General features: G+C 73.1%; 9 protein-coding genes. 6 read left to right on the forward strand and 3 right to left on the reverse strand.

The genetic code is table 11. From position 1 onward, the window contains the following. Positions 1 to 451: 451 nt before the first annotated feature. Both ABZ818_RS29205 and ABZ818_RS29210 read right to left on the reverse strand, forming a co-directional pair. Positions 452 to 2,218: a DEAD/DEAH box helicase gene (locus ABZ818_RS29205; protein WP_361420912.1), complete on the reverse strand. Its 1,767-nt coding sequence runs from the start codon at positions 2,216 to 2,218 to the stop codon at positions 452 to 454. A 91-nt stretch (positions 2,219 to 2,309) separates the two neighbouring features. Continuing rightward, positions 2,310 to 2,513 (reverse strand): cold-shock protein, encoded by a 204-nt coding sequence (locus ABZ818_RS29210; RefSeq protein WP_252425628.1) that lies wholly within the window; start codon positions 2,511 to 2,513, stop codon positions 2,310 to 2,312. 391 nt (positions 2,514 to 2,904) lie between these two features. Here ABZ818_RS29210 and ABZ818_RS29215 point away from each other — a divergent pair, with 391 nt between their 5' ends. Genes ABZ818_RS29215 through fxsT form a run of 4 tightly spaced genes read left to right on the forward strand, consistent with a single transcriptional unit; the run spans position 2,905 to position 11,782 of the window. Continuing rightward, entirely contained in the window at positions 2,905 to 3,915 is a 1,011-nt protein-coding gene (locus ABZ818_RS29215; RefSeq protein WP_361420915.1) for a trypsin-like peptidase domain-containing protein, read from the forward strand. Next, positions 3,912 to 5,552 carry a hypothetical protein gene (locus ABZ818_RS29220; RefSeq protein WP_361420918.1) on the forward strand — a complete coding sequence of 547 codons (1,641 nt, stop codon included), beginning with the start codon at positions 3,912 to 3,914 and terminating at the stop codon, positions 5,550 to 5,552. Before ABZ818_RS29215 ends, ABZ818_RS29220 begins: the two co-directional genes overlap by 4 nt. Positions 5,553 to 5,558: 6 nt before the next feature. Continuing rightward, positions 5,559 to 6,821, forward strand: coding sequence for an AAA family ATPase (locus tag ABZ818_RS29225; protein WP_361420921.1), 1,263 nt, complete (start codon positions 5,559 to 5,561; stop codon positions 6,819 to 6,821). Further along, complete coding sequence (gene fxsT / locus ABZ818_RS29230; protein WP_361420924.1) at positions 6,818 to 11,782, forward strand: FxSxx-COOH system tetratricopeptide repeat protein; 4,965 nt, start codon at positions 6,818 to 6,820, stop codon at positions 11,780 to 11,782. The genes ABZ818_RS29225 and fxsT overlap by 4 nt, the downstream gene beginning before the upstream one ends. A gap of 38 nt (positions 11,783 to 11,820) precedes the next feature. On the opposite strand, the gene ABZ818_RS29235 is transcribed toward fxsT, so the two are convergent. Further along, on the reverse strand, positions 11,821 to 13,686 hold the full coding sequence (locus ABZ818_RS29235) for an HEXXH motif-containing putative peptide modification protein (RefSeq protein ID WP_361420927.1): 1,866 nt from the start codon (positions 13,684 to 13,686) through the stop codon (positions 11,821 to 11,823). A gap of 365 nt (positions 13,687 to 14,051) precedes the next feature. On the opposite strand from ABZ818_RS29235, the gene ABZ818_RS29240 reads away from it, so the two are divergent. Together ABZ818_RS29240 and ABZ818_RS29245 are read left to right on the forward strand one after the other, a co-directional pair. After that, a complete protein-coding gene (locus tag ABZ818_RS29240; protein ID WP_361420930.1) occupies positions 14,052 to 14,384 on the forward strand; it encodes a CU044_2847 family protein in 333 nt (110 codons plus the stop codon). Positions 14,385 to 14,458: 74 nt separating this feature from the next. After that, positions 14,459 to 14,785, forward strand: a complete 327-nt coding sequence (locus ABZ818_RS29245) for a hypothetical protein (protein WP_361420933.1) — start codon at positions 14,459 to 14,461, stop codon at positions 14,783 to 14,785. The last annotated feature ends 136 nt before the right edge of the window (positions 14,786 to 14,921 follow it).

Here is a 14,921-nt window from a genome sequence, read left to right on the forward strand (position 1 = left end):
GTCAACGTCTTGTGGGCACTCATCCGTGACCGACGGTGCTACCAAGTCGCACCTCCAGTGACCGAAGCTGCTTGACAAACAGCATTAGGAAGCGAGGATGCTTTTGGCGCGTCCGCCCATGACCAGGTGGACGGCGAGTGGTGCGAGCACTCCGAGGGAGGCGATGACCACGAAGATCGCGAGCATTCCGATCTGCTGTGGCACGGGGAGCTGCGGCGAGCGGGGAACCTGCCCACCGGCCTCGGAGACCCTGTGGAGTGATCCACAGATCCCCGTCAGCCCGCACGGCCATGATCCGGAGACAGCCCTGAGCTGACTGGGGTTTCGCAGGGCGCGGGTGGGCGCGTCCGGAGGGTGTGCATGCGGCCGGCGTGCGCAGCCGCGACCGGTCACTCGGTCCGGACGCGGCTGCGAAGGTCGTCACCCCTGATGCCGTACCAGGTACCGGGTACTAGGTGGCGGAGCCTCGGCGGTCGGAGCCGCGTCCGCCGGTGGCGGAGGAGCCGCGGCCGCCCGTGCCGGAAGAGCCGCGGCCGCCACCGCCGGAGGAGCCGCGTGTGGATCCTCCGCTCGCCGGGCGGCGGCCCGAGACGCGGGCTGAGTTGCCGGAGGCGGAGCCGGCCCCGGCCCGGCGGTCGGAACCGCGGCCGTTCGTGCCGGCGGCACCGGCCCCGCCGGATCCCGACCGGCGGGCGGAACCGCGGCCGCCGGATGCAGAGGTGCCGGCGGCCGTACCGGCCGCTGCCGCCGCCCCGGCCGGGGCACGGCGGTTGCGGGTGCCCTGGTCGGTGGTGGCGCCGGTCGCCGGGCCGGTTCCGCCGCCGTTGCGGCGTCGGCGGCCGGAGCGCCGACCGGGCTCGGTGCCGGTCTTGCGGGCCGGGCGGGACGCCGTCGGCGGCGTGGGCTGGGGGACCTCGATGACGACGGCCACGCCGGAGGGCTCGCGGGCGCCGGTGAGGGTGGCCAGTTCCTCGTCGCTCGACTTGATGCTCGCCGTCCGGGGGCGGATGCCCACGTCCGACATGAGCCGGGTGATGTCCCGCTTCTGCTCGGGCAGGACCAGCGTGACCACGCTGCCGGAGCCGCCGGCGCGCGCCGTGCGGCCGCCCCGGTGGAGGTAGTCCTTGTGGTCGGTGGGGGGATCGACGTTCACCACGAGGTCGAGGTCGTCGATGTGTATGCCCCGGGCTGCGACGTTCGTCGCCACCAACGCGGTGACCTGGCCGTTCTTGAACTGTTCCAGGGTGCGGTTGCGCTGCGGCTGGGAGCGGCCCCCATGCAGTGCCGCCGCGCGGACACCGACGGCGAGGAGGCGCTTGGCGAGCCGGTCGGCGGACCTCTTGGTGTCGAGGAAGAGGATGACGCGGCCGTCACGGGCCGCGATGCGCGTGGTGACCGCCTTCTTGTCGGTCTCGTCCTGGACGTGGAGCACATGGTGCTCCATGGTGGTCACGGCTCCCGCGGACGGGTCCACGGAGTGCACCACCGGGTCGGTCAGGAACCGCTGCACCAGGCGGTCGATGTTGCGGTCCAGGGTGGCCGAGAAGAGCATGCGCTGTCCGTCGGGCCGCACTTGCTGGATCAGCTTGGTGATCTGCGGCAGGAAGCCCATGTCGGTCATCTGGTCGGCTTCGTCCAGCACCGTGATGCGTACGCCGTCGAGCACGCAGTCCCCGCGTTCCACGAGGTCGTTGAGCCTGCCGGGGGTCGCCACGAGTACCTCGGCGCCGCGCCGGAGCGCACCGGCCTGCTTGGTGATGGACAGCCCGCCGACCACGGTGGCCAGCCGGAGGTTCACCGCCGTCGCATACGGGGTCAGCGCGTCGGCCACCTGCTGGGCGAGCTCACGGGTGGGCACCAGCACGAGGGCGAGGGGCGCCTTGGGCTCCGCGCGCAGTCCGGCCGTGCGGGCCAGGAGTGCGAGCCCGAACGCGAGGGTCTTGCCGGAGCCGGTACGCCCCCGTCCCAGCAGGTCACGGCCGGCGAGGGAGTTGGGGAGCGTGGCGGCCTGGATGGGGAAGGGCGCGGTCACGCCCTGCGCGGTGAGGGTGTTCAGCAGCGCCGCGGGCATGTCCAGACCGGCGAAGTCCTCGACGGGGGGAAGAGCGGGTGTCGTACTTTCCGGCAGCCGGAATTCCCTCGGCGCCGACGGCGACGAGGACGACGACGGGCGGGACGAGGCACGCCGGTTGTTCGGCTTCTGGGATCTGCGGGACATGCGGTGGGTGGTCTGCCTTCCTGGAAACAGCACAAACCGGGGTCCGCACCATGTCGGTGCCGACCCCGGTGAGCCGATACGCGCCCGGCGATCAGGCGGGGACGATGTTCTCCGCCTGCGGGCCCTTCTGGCCCTGCGTGACGTCGAAGGTGACCCGCTGGCCCTCCTGGAGCTCACGGAAGCCCTGGGTCGCGATGTTCGAGTAGTGGGCGAAGACGTCGGGGCCGCCGCCGTCCTGCTGGATGAAGCCGAAACCCTTTTCGGCGTTGAACCACTTCACGGTTCCCTGTGCCATGACTTTCTCCTTCTGTAGGCAGAGGCCCCATCCGGAGATGCCGGAAAACAAATAATGCGCCTGCAGGAGGAACATTCCCGTCAGGCGCACATAGGTTCATGGGTACCACAACTGCAACGCCGAAACCGTAGCACAGTCCGGCGGACCCGTGCCGGGCCGGCGAGCGCGCCGTGAGGGTGCCGGGGTGTGGTGCGGGCAGGAGAGGGGTGACGGATCCGGGTGTGCGCCCCCTTGTGTCGCCGCGCGCCCGCCCGTGAACCGATGATTCGCCCAAGGCACAACCGGTAAAGCTCCGGGATACGCATGACCCGTGTACCGGGCGCATGCGCTTCGTACGCTGGTTCGCAGGTGGGTGCCGTCCGGTACGACGGCCGCACGCGGGGGAAGGGACGTGGCAGTGGTCAACGGGGAGATGACGGGCGCGTCGCCCTTAGGGCGGGTGCGCGTTCTGTCGGCGCGCGGGTCCGTGCACGGGGCCGGGGTTCTGGTACGGCCGGGCACCGTGCTGACCTGCGCGCACGTGGTGACGTCGGCCCTCGGGGCGGCCGGCGGGCAAGCCGGGGGCGTTCCTCGGGAGGCCGTCGTCGTGGACGTTCCGGGGCGGCCGGACGTCGAGGCCGGTGAGGCCGCCGTCGTGCCGGACGGCTGGTTTCCCGGCCCCCTGGCCGGCGGGTCGGACGGGGATCTCGCCGTCCTGAGCACGGACTGGTCGCCGCCCGCCGACGTGCTTCCGGCACGGCTCGGCCCGTGCGGGGAACCCGACCGGCGCGAGGTCGGCGTGTACGGCCATCCGGCCGGTGCGCCCGACGGCCTGTGGTCCTCCGCCCGCCTGACCGGGCGCGGCGGGCCGCACCGGGACTGGGTCCAACTGGAGGGACTCGGCACGACGGGGGTCCCGGTGGAACGCGGGTTCAGCGGAGCCGGCGTATGGGATCCGGCGGCGCGACGGGTCGTCGGCCTGGTCACCGCCGCCTACACGGACCGGCAGGCCAAGGTGGCCTGGATGCTCCCGCTGGAGTCGGCGGCCCGCCTGTGGCCGGCGCTCGCCCCGGCCCTCGTGCCGCCCCGGCCGCCCGCACCGCGGAGGTCCCCCGAACCGCCGTCCGACAAGAGCCAGTTCGCCCTGGCCGACGCCCTGCTGAACGTGCCTCAGGTCGAGGACGACGACGCGGCGGCGCTGCGCCGCCTGCTGCCGGCCCCCATCCGCCGCGCCGTCCGCACCAGCCCCCGCCCCCGGCTTCAGCTCTTCTACGTCGTCCAGGCCTGCGCCGACCACCGCGACGGCAGACAGGCCCTGATCGACGCCCTGCGGCTGCTGGACGACGACTCGCAGCCCGCGGGTGCCGTGCTGGAGCTCATCGACGAACTGTGGCCCACCACCGCGGGGGGCGAGGCTCCGTGACACTCGCCCAGGGGGCCTGGGGGCCGCCCAAAGTGCTGCTCGACGCGCTGGACGCCGTCCCGTGCTTCGAGGAGTCAGGACTGCTGCAGGAGTGCGCCCGCCAGGTGGGCCGCGCGCTGGGGGTCGTGATCGCCCTGCCCGACAGCAGCCGGCGGCGTTTCTCGCTGCTGATCCTGCTCAGGGAGGTGATGCCGTATCCGGACGGCATCCAGGTGCTGGGCAGCGTGGTCTCGACGCTGGAGGGCGAGACCCGGCACATGGCCCGGGTGCGCACCGCCATCGCGCTCGCGGAGGTGCCGCTCTTCTCGCCGCAGAGCTGGGAACGGCTGATGTCCCTGCTCGGCGGCCTGGAGGTGCTGGACGTCCCGGGCATCTTCCGGGAGGCACTGGGGCGCCCGGATCCGCTGCCGGTCCACTGCGCGGAGCCGTGGTCGGCGGTGCTGCACGCGGCGACGTTCAACGCCCGCCCCGGCGAACCGCTGCCCTGCGTCCTGCTGGTCGAGCACCTCGCGCACTACGCCAAGGGCCAACAGCAGCAGGACCTGTTCGAGTGGGTGGAGGAGCACCTGATCCGGCCCGACATGTACCCCGGCGCGCCCGCCGCGCACCCGGTCGGGGCCACCGCGCAGACCACGGCCGCCGCCACGGCCAGGGCGAGCGCCGCGGTGCCCGTCGCCGCCCGGGCCGGCGGCGATCTGCCGGCCTCCGGAGCGGGCGGCGCCCCCGTGGCCACGGACGTGACCACCCGCCCCGCCGGCGTGCCGGCCGCCGCCTCCGTCCCGCTCCCGGAGGACGACGCCGCGGACGCCGTCTGGGCGCCCGGCGCCTGCCTGCTGGTCCGGCTGCGCCCCCTGCCCGACCCCGATCACAGCGGGGAGCGGCTCCTGTCGTACTGGTGGCAGATCGACGGTCCGGAGCCGTACCCGGTGCGCGGCGGGGACGTGCGCGTCGATCTGGCCGATCTGCCCGAGCGGGTCAAGACGCTGGTGGAGGAGGCGGAGACGGGTTGGGCCTACTTCTGGAAGGAGGACCTGACCCTGGAGTTCCTGCTGCCCAGGGACCTGCTGGACCTGCCGGTCGAGAGATGGGCGAAACAGGGCTTCCACGGCGCGGGCGGCGCCCTCGGGGAGGACCACCCGGTGGTACTGCGCAGCCTCGAAAGGATGGAACGCGCGGACACGCATGGACGCTGGGCCAAACGCTGGGACGCCCTGGTGACCGCCTGCGGAGGACCCGTCCACTGGTTCCCCGACGAGGGCCGCGCCCGTCTGCTCACCGAGCCGCAGCCGGTGATGGTGGTCCTCAGCGGTCCGCCCGGGGGCGGCGGCGACGGGAGCCCCGGGGTCGATGAGCTGGGTGAGTCCCTGCGGGCGGGTGTGCCGATCGTCGTCTGGGACCGGCGCGGGGGAGTCGATCCAGCCTTTCGTGACGAATTGCAGGAACTCACCTCGCGCAAGGGAATTCATCGACTGCCGGACGCTCTCAGGTCGTTGCGCATAGAGGCCGGGGGCGAGGATCCTGCTGGGGGCGGCTCCTCTACGCTCGGTCGCCACGCAGCTTTGCTCTGGGACGACCCGTACCGCCTACCGGGCGGTCGGTCAGACGCGGCGGATTCATCCGCGCAGGGGGGAGGGTAGGACGAGATGCTTCCCGAGGACGGCGCATCCGGGGGGACGCGTCCGAACGGCGACCGGGTGGCGGGGGGTCCACCGCGGCCGCACGCGAACGGCACCGCGGGCCCCGTACCCGACGGTGCGGTGCGGGGCGCCTCCGACCAGCGGTGGTGGATCTACCGCGGTACGGGGCAGCCCCTGTACGACACCAGCCTCGACGAGCTCCTGCCACCCCCGCCGCCCTGGCGCCGGTTCACCGGCGGTCCCGTGGTCGACCCGCCCCCGGCGGACGACGAGGAGATCGAGCGCCGGCTGGGCCGCGTCTCGGCGTTGTCCACGGGTTCCGACCAGCTCAGGCGTGAGGCCGACATGGTCAACGCGGCCCTGCTGCTGCGCCGGCCGCTGCTCGTCACCGGCCGCCCCGGGACGGGGAAGTCGTCCCTCGCCTACCGCATCAGCCGGGAGCTGAAGCTGGGCCGCGTGCTGCGCTGGCACATCACCAGCCGCACCACGCTGCGCTCCGGGCTCTACGAGTACGACGCGATCGGCCGGGTCCAGGACTCGGCGGCGTTACGCGCCGCGCACCGGCCGTACGACACGGACGGCGCGACCGCCACGGACGGCGCGGGCGACGGCGCTCCGCAGGGCCGCACACCGCGTGAGGAGGGCCTTCCCGGGATCGGCGACTACCTCCAACTCGGCCCGCTCGGCACCGCGTTGCTGCCCTACGAGCTGCCCCGGGTGCTCTTGATCGACGAGTTGGACAAGAGCGACCAGGACCTGGCCAACGACCTGCTCGGCGTCTTCGAGGAAGGCCAGTACCCCGTCACCGAACTGGTCCGGGCCCGGCGTCTGCACCCCAGGGTGACGGTGATGACCGACGATCCGCACCGCAGCGCCGAGATCGCCGACGGTGTCGTCAAGTGCCGGGCGTTCCCGATCGTGGTGATCACCTCCAACGGCGAGCGCGAGTTCCCGCCGGCCTTCCTCCGCCGCTGCCTTCGGCTCCGGATGCCGGACCCGGACCGTTCGCAGCTGGTCGACATGATCACGGCCCATCTGAGGGAGGCGGCGCAGGGGTCGGCGAACTCCGCCCGGGCGGACGAGCTGGTCGAGCGGTTCCTGCGCAACAGCCGCGAGCGGGGCGGCCTCGCCGTGGACCAGCTGCTCAACGCCGTGTTCCTGGCCACCTCCGGCCGTTTCCCCGGCGAGGACGAGGAGTCGCTGGAGCACCTCGTGGACGCGCTGTGGCACCGGCTCGACGGAGCGGGGGCGGAAACGAGGGCCGGATGACGGCGTCCCCCGGAGCCCCCGCCTCACCCGACCGGCCGGAGGGGGGAACCCGGGCTGCCCTGGACCGGGAGCTGCCGACCTGGACGGAACTGGCCGACGCGCTGTACCTGGCGGCCTGCCAGGACGCCGCCGTGCCGCTGTTCGACGTGCCCGGCCGCGAGGCCCGGGAGCGCGGCGAGCGGTCCCGCCGGGAGAACCGTCCCGGGGAGCGGCCGGCGCCGCGGGACCGCCACGACTCCCCCGGGCCCGGCGAGTCCCGGCCGCCCGGGGAGCCCGGTGGCGACCCGGCCGACGGGTCCGGCACGCCCAGGGAACGGGAGCCCGAGGACCGGGATGGCACACCCCCGGACCCCGAGGACGGCACGGGCGACCGTCACCCGGCCGGCGAGCCCCCGGCTCCGGGCGGCTCGCGCACACCCGACGACGACTCCCGAACCCCCGACGACGGCTCCCGGACACCCGGCGACGGCTCCCGGACCTCCGAGGCGCAGGACGACGGCCACGACCTCGGATCCGGCGACGAACTCGACGAACTGCTCCTGCTGGAAGAGGGGCTGACCACCCTGGCGGACGCGGCCCGCCCGCTCTTCGCCGCGCTCCCCGCGGCGAGGCCGGCCGGTCTGCGGACCCGCCCCGCCCCGCACGCGGACGCGTGGCCCACCGAGCAGGTCGCCTGGCCCGCGTCCCCCCGGCTGGCCGACTCCCTGGCCCTGGGCAGATCGCTGCGCCCGCTGCGCCTGTTCCTCGCCTCGCCCCACGAGCTGGAGCTGGACGAGGAGGCGACCGCCGAGCAGGCGGCGCTGGCCGGGGTGTGGACACCGGTGTGCCGGGCGGTCCCGGAGCGGCGACTGGACCTGCTGCTGCTGGTGGACGACAGTCCCTCGATGGCCCTGTGGTCGCACACGGCACGGCAGATCGCCGAGCTGATGGAGCAGACGGCGGCCTTCCGCACCGTACGGCTGGTCCGCTGGGACCCGGACGGCGGCGACGCGGCGGCGGGCCTCGCGGCGGCCGAACTCCACTCCGGAGACCGACAGTTGGTGCTGGCAGTCACCGACGGCGGCCACAGCGCCTGGCGCACCGGCCGGGCAGCGGCGCTGCTGCACCGGCTGGGCCGGCACTCCCCTGTCGCCGTACTGAGCCTGCTGCCCCAGCACCTGTGGGACCTGACGCTGCCCACGGTCGCCCGGACCCGGCTGCGGGCGCCCGCCCCCGCCACTCCCAACCGCTCCTACGACGCCGAGTGGAAGCACCCGCACGCGGACCCGCTGGGCCCCGAGCCGGAGTTCGCGCCGCACCCCGGGCTGGGGACCGCGATCCCGGTGCCGGTCGTCGAGCTGCGGCCGGCGTCACTGGCCCGCTGGGCCCGGCTGGTGGCCGCGGGGGGCAGCGGCGAATGGCACGGGCTGGCCGCACTGTGGACCGCGCCGGACCGGGACCTGCGCTCGGCGGTGATCGGCCCGGTCCCCGAGCGGCTCGCCGGCATCGTGGCGGAGCCGCCGCACCCCGAACCACAGCGGACAGTGCCACGGCCCGCGGAACCACGGCGCGCGGACCCGTCCCGGCCCACGGAACCGCGGCGGGCCGGCGCCGTAGCGGACGAGTCGCCCGCGGTCCGGCGGGCCAGGCGCGCCGCCACCGTGGTGCGCCGGTTCCGCGCCACTGCCTCCCCGGCCGCGTACGCCCTCGCCCAGCGCCTGGCCGCGGCCCCCCTCAACCTCCCTGTGATGCGGCTGCTCCAACAGGCCCAGCCGGGCGCGAGATTCTGGAACCTGGCCGAAATCGTGCTGCTGGGCCTGGTGCGCCGCACCGACGGCACCGCGGACGTGGAGGACCCCCACCGGGTGTCCTTCGACTTCGTGGACGGCGTACGGGAGGAACTGCTCGCCCTCGGCAGCCGGGTCGAGACGATCCGGGCGCTGGACGAGGTCCGGCGTCATCTCGGACCGGTACTGGAGGAGGTGTGGGGGGAGGGCGCGAGCGCGCTGGTCGCCCCGGAGGGGGATCCGGCGGACCCTCCGATGACGGAGCACACCCGCCCGTTCGTCAACCACCTGTACACGGCGCTGTGCGCGGTGTCCGGGCCCTACCTCGCTCGCGCCAACCACCTGGGCCGGCTGCTGCAGCGCACGGCCGTCCCCCGCCAGGCCGGAAAGGTCGCCACCGGCACGGCGCCCACACCAGGGCACAAGCGGCCATCAGGGTATTCATCCGTAGAAATGCGATCAGAATTGAACATTGCGCCCACGGACGCGCTAGATTACGGGCCGCGAACGCCTGAAACCCCACAACCGGCGAACGCCCCGCAACCGGCGGGGAATTCACCCACGGAACCGTCGTCCGCCCCCGTTCCGCCCACCCAGCCCAGCTCCTCCCCCACTCCCTCCCCCGCGCCCGCGTCCGCGCCCGCGCGTCCACGACAAGGAGGCATCGCCGTGACTGCCGGTCTGCCCGTTGCCACGGGCCCGCGAAGCCCGCACGACCCGCCCCGCATCTGGGGGAACGTCCCGCAGCGGAACCGGAACTTCACGGGGCGCGAGACGCTGCTCGAACGGCTCCAGGAACGGCTGAGCAGCGGTGTCACCGCGGTCCTGCCGGAGGCCCTGCACGGCATGGGCGGCGTCGGCAAATCGCAGATCGCCATCGAGTACGTCTACCGGCACAGCCGGGACTACGGGCTCATCTGGTGGATCCCGTCCGAGCAGGAGAACCAGATCGTCCAGTCGCTGATCGAACTGGGCGAGCAGATGGGCCTCCAGGCGGGTTCCGAGATGAGCGCGGTGCCCGCGGTGCTCGACGCCCTGCGCCGGGGCGAGCCGTACCGCGACTGGCTGCTGGTGTTCGACAACGCGGAGAACCCCAAGGAGGTGCGCAAGTACTTCCCCAACGACGGGCCCGGACGCATCGTCGTGACCTCCCGGAACTTCCAGTGGTCCACCGACGCCAGCTCTCTGGAGGTCGACGTGTTCGCACGCGACGAGAGCGTCGCCCTGCTGCGCCGTCGCAGCCCCCAGCTGCCCGACGACGCCGTCGATCACCTCGCCGCCGCCCTCGGCGACCTGCCGCTCGCGGTGGAACAGGCCGCGGTGTGGCTCGCCGAGACCGGGATGCCGGTGCAGCAGTACCTCGAGGTCTACGAGCGCAACTTCACCGAGCTGATGCAGTCGGAGCCGCCCGGCGACTACCCGCTGTCGGTGGCGGCCGCCTGGAACGTCTCCCTCGGCCGGCTGCGCGAGACCCGCCCCGACGCCCTCCAGCTCCTCCAGGTCTGCGCCTTCTTCGCTCCCGAGCCCATCGAGTGGGACCTGTTCTCCGCGGTGCGCGGCATCTCCGTCCCGCAGGAACTCCAGTCCGCGCTCGACGACCCGGTCAAGCTGGGCCGGGCGGTCCGCGAGATCGGCCGGTACGCGCTGGCGCGGATCGACCACCGGCAGAACACCGTCCAGCTGCACCGACTGGTCCAGCGCGTGCTCGTCGAGCAGATGAACACGCAGGAGCGGGCGACGATGCGGCACGCGGCCCACCAGCTGCTGGCGCACGCCGATCCCAGGAACCCGCAGCGCGCCAGCTACTGGCCGCGCTACTCCGCTCTCCTCACCCACGTGCGGGCGTCCAACGCCGTGGAGTGCGAGGAGCCGTGGACCCGCCGCCTGGTCCTGAACGAGGTGTGGTTCCTGCGCGCCCGCGGCGACCACGCGGCGGCCCTCGAACTGGGCGAGCGAGCCGCGCGGATCTGGCGCGGGACCCTGGGCGAGGACCACGAGGAGGTCCTCGCCATCGACCAGCAGATCGCCGAGGCACTGCGGGAGCAGGGAACCCATCTGCGGCGGGCGTACGAACTCCAGGCCGGGCTCTTGGATCGCTTCCGCAGGGTGCTGGGCGAGTCCCACGAGGACACGCTCCAGGCGCAGAGCTTCATGGCCATCCACCAGCGCAACCGCGGCAACTTCAACGAGGCGCGCGAACTGGACCAGCGCGTCTACGAGACCAGTCTGCGGGAGTTCGGCGCGGACGACCCGGCCACGCTTCTCGCCGCCCACAACTACGCGGTGAGCCTGCGCCTGGCCGGCGCCTCGGAAACGGCCCGGCAGCTCGACTACGACACCTGGCAGCGTCGGATCGAGGCACTGGGCGAGGACCACATCTACACCCTGTCCACGCGGGAGGCCTATCTGCTCGACCTCCAGGAGGTCGGCCGCTACGAGGAGTCCCTCGAGGGGTATGAGCAACTGGCCGAGGAGGTCACCGAGAAGCTGGGCGAGCGCCATCCCTTCACGGCGCTGGTCAACCGCAACCGGTGCGTCATCCGCCGCAAGACGGGCGATCACGAAGGCGCGTACGCGTTGTCCCGCCGCTACATCGAGCTGATCGCCGAGATGCTCGGCACCGACAGCCGCTATTACCTGCTGACCGCGATCAGCCATGCCAACGACCTGCGCCAGGTCGGCAAGCTCCTGGAGTCGCGCGCGCTGAGCGAGCAGGTGCTGGAACGGCACCGCGAACGGTATGGCCGGGAGCACCCGCACAGTTACGCGGTCGCCATGAACCTCGCGGTGACGCTCAGGCTGCTCGGGCAGCCCGAGGCCGCGCTGGAACTGGACGCCGAGACGGTCGAGGGCCTGACCCGTGTGCTCGGCGCGGGCCACCCCCGTACCCTGCTCGCCCGTATGAACCTGGCCAGCGACCACTTCGCCCTCGGTCACCCCCAGGAGGCGTACGCCATCGACGAGGCCGTGGCCGAGGAGTCGGCACGGCTGCGCGAGCACCACCCGGCGAACGTGGCCATGCAGCTCAATCTGAGCTACGACCTCAAGGCGCTGCGCCGTACGGAGGAGAGCGAACGGCTGTACGCCGCGGCCCTGGAGCGCTACCGCAGCGAACTTGGCCCCTCCCACGCCGCAACGCTCGACGCCGAGAAGGGCCTGCGAGCCAACGCCGACATCGACCTGTTGTCGCTGTAGGTCACCACTGCGGGGTTGCGGGAGTCCGCAACCCCGGCTCAAGTCGCCGCGGCGAGCCAGGCGGCGAGGTCGAGGGGGGCGGGGAGTCCGCCCCCGGCGGCGACAACGGCCCGGCGCACGCCGACCACCACCTCGGGCCGGCCCAGGAGCAGGGCGGACCCCGGTTCCCGGGCGGGCTCGGGAAGCGCCAGCACGGCGCCGATCCACGCCTCCGCGTCGTGCGGGTCCCGTTCCGCCCACTCCGCGTAGCCGAGCGCGGCCTCGTCCGCATGGCCCGCGACCGCGGCGTACTCGGCCCGGCGTGCCGGGTCCCCGCTCTTGTCCTCCTGCCGACGTCGGCGAGCGAAGCGGTCCGGCGCCGACAGGCGGTACCGGGCGAGCGGGCCGAAGGTGTCGGGGCGGATCAGGTCGGAACGCGGACGCAGGGTCGAGGGCGGCAGTTGGGGCGAAGCCTTTCCGGCCGCCCAGGCCGTGGCCAGCCGCTCGGCCGTGGGCCGGGCGATCTCCAGATGCCGCGCCCGCCACACGGCACGCCGCAGCGCGCAGTAGTGCTCGGCAAGTGCACGTGGACCGTTCGGTACGTCGTCCTGCTGCCACTCCTCGACGAGCGCCGCGATCTCGTCGACGAACAGCCTGCCCGCCTCGGTCAGGGCCTCTTCGGTCGCGAGCGAGGCGACGGCCTCCCGCACCTGCTCCCGGTACACGGCGAACTCGAAGTCGGCGCGCTGCGCCTCCGCCCCCGTCGCGTGCGCCCGGTGCGTTCGCCAGAACCCGGCGACCCCGGCGAACGCGAACACTCCGTGCAGCAGGCCGAGTACCGGCCGGGGATCGCTGCGCCAAGGCGCGTAGTAGAGCCGGCTCACCTCGGGGTCACCAAGCCGGTCTTCTCCGACCTGTACCAGTTGCACCAGGCTGAGCAGCGCGTTGAGCTGCTGATGCCGGCTTTCATGGACGAGGACCGCCGCCGTCTGGGTTACGTCGTACGGCAGCGACAGGGAGACCGCGCCGAAGGCCTCCAGCGAGGACGCACTGGCGACGAGACCGCCCCTTGTCGTGGGGAACGGCCGTGGCACGAACATCCGTACCAGCGCCTTCAGCGCGGCGGCGTCCGCCGGGGACTCCTGGTCGAGGAGGGCGTACGCGCCGGCGAGGCGGTTCTCCCACAGCTCTAATCTGCGCTCGCCCAACCGGTCCGGACACCTCGGGTACCGCGCGAAGTCGCGGTACGGCGTCACCGTGTCCAGCCACGGGCCCACTGACGCGGTGCCGTCCGCAGGGGGCGTTCGGGAGTGCACCACCCGCAGCGGGCGCCAGCCCGGCGACGACGTGGTGGAGAAGCGGGGCAACCGCACCTGCGCGAGTTCCCCCCGCACGACGGCGCCGTCCCCCTCCAGCCGGACTTCCGCCTCACTCCACCGGCGCTGGGCCACTGGTCCCGCCACTCCCGCACCAGGCAGCCACACCATGCCCCGGTGGGCCGGCACCCGAAGTACGGCGGGGACCCCGGCACGCAGTGCCGCCGCCGCGGCCAGCGCCTGGAACTGGCCGAGGTCGGCCCACCGCGGGGCCGAGGAGGACGACGTGCCGTCCGATCCGCTGAGACGTCTCAGCAAACGCAGTGCCCAGGCCATGACGGTGGGATCGCCGAGCACGGTCTCGACCGCCTCGGGGGCGTGTCGCTGGGCAGCGCACAGCAACTGCCAGGCGGCCTGGGCCGACGGCACACCACCGGGGCGCCGCGCGGTCCGGGCAGCCTCGTCGACGCGGTCCAGCAAAGCACGCAGGATCAAGAGGAGTTGACTGCGCTGCGCCGACCGCAGCAGATGCAGATCGGCCAGGTTCGCACGTCCCGCCGCCATGGCCCCGAGCGTCTCCCGGGAGACCCGATGGACGTCGAGCGGCATAGCCGTCACGGTTGCCACTGACCGGGCCGACGCCCGCGCAGGCAGCCCGGCCCCTCGCTGTTGCCGTCCCCGGCAAGCGTCCCGAATGCCAGACTCGCCCTGATCTCCGCCCGGCTCAACGCGCGTCGCAGTGTCGGATCGTCGCAGGAATGCAGCTCCGCCAAAGAGATCCCGGATAGATCGACGAGGTCGGAACAGAAGTCCTTCGCAGACTCTGCCATACCGTGGTTCCCCCTGACGTGGTGGTTTGGCGGCTCGGGGTGCGCTTCCATGGTGGCTGCAATGGCCCGCCAGTGGAAGACGGCCGCAGGTCATACAGCGTGGGGCCGACGCGGGACCCGAAGAGGTATCAGGAGGGGGCGGACATGACGCGGTTGCTGCGTTTCCCGGCACAGGACGGTGACGGTTTCCTGGTCGTGGAGGTGGCGGAGGACGAACCGGGCGTGGTCGAGGTCTCCCGCGCGGGCGACGCAGTGGCCGACGCCACGGCGTCGTTCGAGGAGGGCGTCGACCGGATCCGGAACGCGGCCGCGGCCGCGCTGCGACGGCTGCGGGACATGCCGAGCCCGCCCAGCGAGGTCGGTCTGGAGTTCGGGGTGCGGTTCAACGCCGAACTGGGCGCGGTCATCGCCAAGTCGGAGGCGGAGGCGCATCTGAAGGTGACGATGACGTGGCGGTCGGACACGGCGGGTGACTGAACCGGTTTCCCCCCGGCAGCGGCCCTACGTACTGTAGGGGGTCGGCTCGCCATTCAACCACCGACGGGGGACCCATGCAGGAAGCACGTGGTACGGGGCGGCCCGGTGCCTCGCCCGGGGAGGACGCGCAGGGCGGGCTCGGGCCGACCGTCGTCCTGCTCGTCGTCAGCCTCACCGTCGCCGCTGTCGGGGTCTACCTGCTGTCCGGCTTCGGGCTGCACAGCCTCAACCCGCGGCCGCGGCTGTTCCGGGCCGGTTTCGCCACGGCCGGGGTGATCGTCGCCACGGTGGCGGCCGGCGCGGCGGTGGGCAACCTGGCCTGGCTGCTGACGGCGTCCCGCAGACGCACGTCCACTCCCGCCGACGGCCGGCGCGCGCCCGCCTCGCTTCCCACCGACTAGGAGCCGGGCCCGCCCCGTCCCGCCCCGCGCCTTCGTTCCTTTTCCTTACCTTTTCCAGACGCTCAGCGGACCAGGGTCCGACGCATGCCCGTTACCCTACAGAGCGTAGGGTCGGCGCCATCGCCATTGGACGTAC

This window comes from Streptomyces sp. NPDC047453 (assembly GCF_040643155.1).
GTDB lineage: Bacteria > Actinomycetota > Actinomycetes > Streptomycetales > Streptomycetaceae > Streptomyces.

Excerpts from the sequence above, each read along its gene's own strand:
- ABZ818_RS29205 (WP_361420912.1), bottom strand. The coding sequence starts at position 2,218 with ATGTCCCGCAGATCCCAGAAGCCGAACAACCGGCGTGCCTCGTCCCGC.
- ABZ818_RS29210 (WP_252425628.1), bottom strand. The coding sequence starts at position 2,513 with ATGGCACAGGGAACCGTGAAGTGGTTCAACGCCGAAAAGGGTTTCGGC.
- ABZ818_RS29225 (WP_361420921.1), top strand. The coding sequence starts at position 5,559 with ATGCTTCCCGAGGACGGCGCATCCGGGGGGACGCGTCCGAACGGCGAC.
- fxsT (WP_361420924.1), top strand. The coding sequence starts at position 6,818 with ATGACGGCGTCCCCCGGAGCCCCCGCCTCACCCGACCGGCCGGAGGGG.
- ABZ818_RS29235 (WP_361420927.1), bottom strand. The coding sequence starts at position 13,686 with ATGCCGCTCGACGTCCATCGGGTCTCCCGGGAGACGCTCGGGGCCATG.
- ABZ818_RS29240 (WP_361420930.1), top strand. The coding sequence starts at position 14,052 with ATGACGCGGTTGCTGCGTTTCCCGGCACAGGACGGTGACGGTTTCCTG.
- ABZ818_RS29245 (WP_361420933.1), top strand. The coding sequence starts at position 14,459 with ATGCAGGAAGCACGTGGTACGGGGCGGCCCGGTGCCTCGCCCGGGGAG.